The organism is Desulfogranum mediterraneum DSM 13871 (assembly GCF_000429965.1).
Classification (GTDB): Bacteria; Desulfobacterota; Desulfobulbia; order Desulfobulbales; family Desulfobulbaceae; genus Desulfogranum; species Desulfogranum mediterraneum.
Window position 1 is genome coordinate 1 of sequence record NZ_KE387013.1, and the last position, 4,413, is coordinate 4,413.

The following is a 4,413-nucleotide window of genomic DNA, read 5'->3' on the forward strand; positions in this document are numbered from 1 at the left end:
CGTCGACGCCTAAAGACTGTTATTCAGGAGTTGATCTACCTGGCAGCTCGTCTCCTTTTAACTGCACGTCGTCTACGATTACGTTTTGGAAGACATTGTCCTGCTTACGTCGCTTTTGCCATCGTGTACAACCGACTCTTGGTCGACAGATAGAAAGTTGGACCTCCGGAAGGGCTAGTCTTCAACAGAAGTGCGACCAGACTTCGTAATTTTGTCAGATTGTCAAAGATCCAGACCCATTCCGGCAGTTTTTAAACAACTGGGGGCGACTCATGGAGCCGTCTGGGTAAAAAAACAGTTGATCCTGACACAGCGCATGAGTGTGGACCAATGTGTCACGGATTCAGGTTTTAACCAAACAGCTAGCCAGTTCTTTCAAATGCTTGCCACGGGTAAACCCTTTCCGGAAAGCAACGTTCATAGTACATCCCACTTTCAGCACCTGCCGTTTCTCAATGGTCTCGATCAAGGCCCTGGTTTCCATGAGTGATTCGTGGGTGCCAGTATCCAGCCAGGCAAAGTTATACGGGTTGGACCAAGCTATCACCTTAATTATTCGACAGTCACATTCCAACAAGACATGCTTTCAGTGCTTAGAAGTACATTTTCAGGGGCACAATGGGCATGGTAAGCAACCTCTCGTTCCCTCAGGTCATAATGGTGGCCGCCCCCCTTTTTTGCACATACCATCCCATAGCCTTTTCTATTCCTGCACCAACTCTATATTCAGGTTGATACCCAAAAAAATAAGAGCCGGGGACAGGCCTTGCAATGCAACATCCCAATCCCCTTGGCCCAAAAATACACTACAGACACCAGTACTTCAGCCCCTGTCCCTCAACCTCGCCCCGATCCAAAACAGCCTTCACATCCATTACAACTCCACAGCCATTGCCATTGCGACATAGCCCCTTGAGTCGTTCAGCCGTGATGCCGGCAAACTGCTCATGCGCCACTGCCCAAATCACCGCATCAACCTCCCCAGCGGCCTCCAGACTCAACAGCTCTATTCCATACGCATGCATCGCCTCCTCACTGGAGGCAACCGGATCATGCACCAGGGTTTCCACCCCATATTCCTTGAGCTCAGCCAGTATATCCACCACCTTGGTGTTGCGAATATCAGGCACATTTTCCTTGAAAGTCAGACCCAGCACCAGTACCCGCGCCCCCTTAACCGCCTTACCGGCACGGATAAGTTTCTTGACGGTCATCTCGGCCACATACTTTCCCATACCATCGTTGATCCGTCGGCCGGCAAGGATTACCTGGGATTGGTAGCCGATCTCCTCGGCCTTGTAGGTGAGGTAGTAGGGGTCAACGCCGATGCAATGACCGCCAACCAGACCTGGGCTGAACTTGAGGAAGTTCCACTTGGTGCCGGCAGCTACCAGAACATCTTTGCTCGAAATATCCATCTTGTTGAAAATGATAGCCAGTTCGTTCATCAGGGCGATGTTAAGATCGCGCTGGGTATTTTCGATAACCTTAGCAGCCTCGGCCACCTTGATGGTAGGGGCCCGGTGAACCCCGGCGGTAACGACCATCTCGTAAACCTGGGCCACCGTTTCCAGGGTTTCGGCATCCTGGCCTGCTACGACCTTGACGATCTTGTCGACGGTATGCACCTTGTCGCCGGGGTTTATCCTCTCAGGCGAATAGCCGACCTTGAAGTCGATGCCACATTGCAGCCCTGACTCCGCTTCGAGGATCGGCACGCAGATATCCTCGGTCACGCCGGGGTAGACTGTCGACTCGTAAACGACGATAGACCCTCTGGCAAGGTTTTGGCCGATGGCACGAGACGCTGAAACAACCGGAGAGAGGTCGGGCTTCTGGTGATCGTCGATGGGGGTAGGTACTGTGACAATGATAAAGGTTGCTTCATGGATGCGAGTGGCGTCGGTGGTATAGTCGATCGTGGTCGACGCGAGATCTTCGACGGTAAGCTCGCCGGTGGCGTCAAAGCCCCTCTTGAGTTCATCAATTTTCCGTGCGCTGATATCCAGGCCAACGACGTCGGCCTTACGCCCAAAGGCAGCTGCCAGCGGCAGCCCGACATAACCCAATCCCACCAGGGCGATCTTGGCTTGTTTTGTACGAATCTGTTCAGCAGTTACCACTACAAACCTCTATTGATTGTCCATTCGCGAATTTTAGGCAGCCTTGGCGGTGGTCGCAGAATGATATCGCGTAGTAGTGCTGGTAAGGCTGCGGCTCATTTCCTCGAGCCAGGGGAGAGATGCACATACCACCCCATAGCCTTTTCTATTCCTGCACCAACTGTATATTCAGGCTGATACCCCAAAAAAGTTTCTATTTTAGTTGTATCTGCTTGAGAATGGCGCACATCACCCGCACGAAAATCTCGATAACTCGGATCTTGACCATAAACTATGCCATGCTCTGCAAGATTATGCTTTATAAGGCTGAACAGTTCATTGAGCGTTGTACGATCACCAACGGCAACATTATAAACACTGTCTTTTGCCTCATCAGTCGCTGTGGCAGCATGGATATTGGCTTGAACTGCATTCTCAATAAAACAAAAATCCCGACTTGTCTCTCCATCACCATTGATGAAGACCGTATCATCATTGATCATGGCGGCAGTCCAGAGAGGAATGACCGCTGCGTAGGCACCATTGGGATCTTGACGTTTACCAAAAATATTAAAATAACGAAGACCTATGGTCTTAAAGCCATAACTTCTGACAAAGACTGAGGCATAGAGTTCGTTGACATATTTGGTTACGGCATAGGGGGAAAGAGGATTACCTATATTCTCTTCAACCTTAGGAAGAGCTGGGTGATCGCCATAGGTAGAACTTGACGCCGCATAGGTAAAGCTCTGCACCTCTGCATCCCGTGCAGCCACAAGCATATTCAGAAATCCACTGATATTAGTACTGTTAGTGGTGATGGGGTCAACAAGGGAACGGGGCACAGAGCCGAGGGCTGCCTGGTGCAGTACATAATCAACGCCATGACACGCATCTTTACAGGTATCAAGATTGCAAATATCTCCCTCTATAAAGCGAAAACCTTGCCACTCCTCTTCACTTACCGACCCTTGAACCTTGTCAAGATTATGTTGATAGCCTGTAATGAAATTATCAAGCCCCACAACCCTCTGATTTAAGCTAAGGAGAGTTTCCAGGAGATTAGAACCAATAAAACCGGCGACCCCAGTAACAAGCCATGTTTTTGGGCTGTTTTTCAACTCCTGCTGTATCTGTTGGTATTTTGTCATCCTTACGCCTTTAATCTGATATCGGCACCCGCCTTGGGCAGTATATATTTAAGATCGTAAACAACTAACTGGCACTGCCCCATATCGTGTGGGTAAATTAGCATCCTAGGTACAAAAAACACTGACCTTTACACCCAAATTACCGGTTTCAGGACTGGTATCGAACCCGAAGAGCATCCTCTTTAGCTGCTGCCCGCTGATAAGACTATCGTGCCGGCGCTATCTTACATCTAGACTTGTTTTCAAGGATGCCTATTGTACGGGGAGTGGGCGGAAAAACAATACAGCAAAGGCTGTATTTTAACTGCACACTTCAAAAGTATGTTCAGCGCGGTGCTAGTCCCGTCGGTACAAGGGACTAGCACTGCGCCAAAGAGCCTCTCTTGACAGGAAGAAAGCTTGACTCAGCCGGCCAACGATACCGCCTTTAGGGCTGGCTGGGAGCGCTGCAAGCCAAGCGCCTGATTGATCTTGGCCTGGCCATGGAACTGGATGGCGACACCATCGCGTTCACAGCGAACCACCCTGCCGGTGGTACTGAGGGTCGTGCAGACCTGACGGCTAGAACAGCGAAGTGGCACCAAGACCTCCACGGCAACCTCTGCCCCCTGGCGCAAGGGCTGCACCTGCTCTAAAAATACACCGCTGGACGACATGTTGCGGGTGTGGCAGGAAAGGGGTTCGGTGGATTCATTGGAGGGGAAAGAGAGGGTGGCTTCCAGGTTGAGGTTGAATCGCTTTGTTGCTCTGTGTTCAGTCATAATTAGGTTCTTACTACGGGTTAATATTTGGGTCTCTTGGGTGATTAGGGTTGCTAGCGGTCCTCGGTTACGCTGTTGGTTGTAACAGTCGGGCAGATTGTTTTTTTCTGTCCGTGCACGAGGGGGCCTTTTCTTACTTTTTTAAAGGTACAGGTAGTTGTCTTGTTTCAAGATAGGGACAATACACTGAACCTCACCTTCAGGGCTAGAACTGTGAGGGATGTCCTTTCCTGATTGTCTTTTTGTTTGACGACCATAAAGCTCCAGGCTGGTTGCTCGTATACTGGATTCCCGCCTGCGCGGGAATGACGATTCCTCGTAGGCTGGGGCTGCCCGGTTTTTCTCTGGTTGTCTGTTGCTCCGGGATTATGGCTGTTATAACTCCGGGCTGGTTGCTTG

General features: G+C 50.4%; 3 protein-coding genes and 2 pseudogenes. 1 reads left to right on the top strand and 4 read right to left on the bottom strand.

Annotation, left to right across the window (positions count from 1 at the left end; all coding sequences use genetic code 11):
* Positions 1 to 153: pseudogene (locus tag G494_RS27095) on the top strand (IS1380 family transposase); the annotation flags it as partial.
* A 190-nt stretch (positions 154 to 343) separates the two neighbouring features.
* Here G494_RS27095 and G494_RS28200 read toward each other — a convergent pair.
* The 4 genes and pseudogenes from G494_RS28200 to G494_RS0121175 form a co-directional block, all read right to left on the bottom strand.
* Positions 344 to 520: pseudogene (locus G494_RS28200) on the bottom strand (glucose-1-phosphate thymidylyltransferase); the annotation flags it as partial.
* A 286-nt stretch (positions 521 to 806) separates the two neighbouring features.
* A complete protein-coding gene (locus G494_RS0121160; RefSeq protein ID WP_028586110.1) occupies positions 807 to 2,123 on the bottom strand; it encodes a nucleotide sugar dehydrogenase in 1,317 nt (438 codons plus the stop codon).
* Between the two features lie 95 nt (positions 2,124 to 2,218).
* Positions 2,219 to 3,253: an NAD-dependent epimerase/dehydratase family protein gene (locus G494_RS26530; protein ID WP_084457197.1), complete on the bottom strand. Its 1,035-nt coding sequence runs from the start codon at positions 3,251 to 3,253 to the stop codon at positions 2,219 to 2,221.
* Positions 3,254 to 3,657: 404 nt separating this feature from the next.
* Positions 3,658 to 4,014, bottom strand: a complete 357-nt coding sequence (locus G494_RS0121175; RefSeq protein ID WP_028586112.1) for a PilZ domain-containing protein — start codon at positions 4,012 to 4,014, stop codon at positions 3,658 to 3,660.
* Between the last annotated feature and the right edge of the window lie 399 nt (positions 4,015 to 4,413).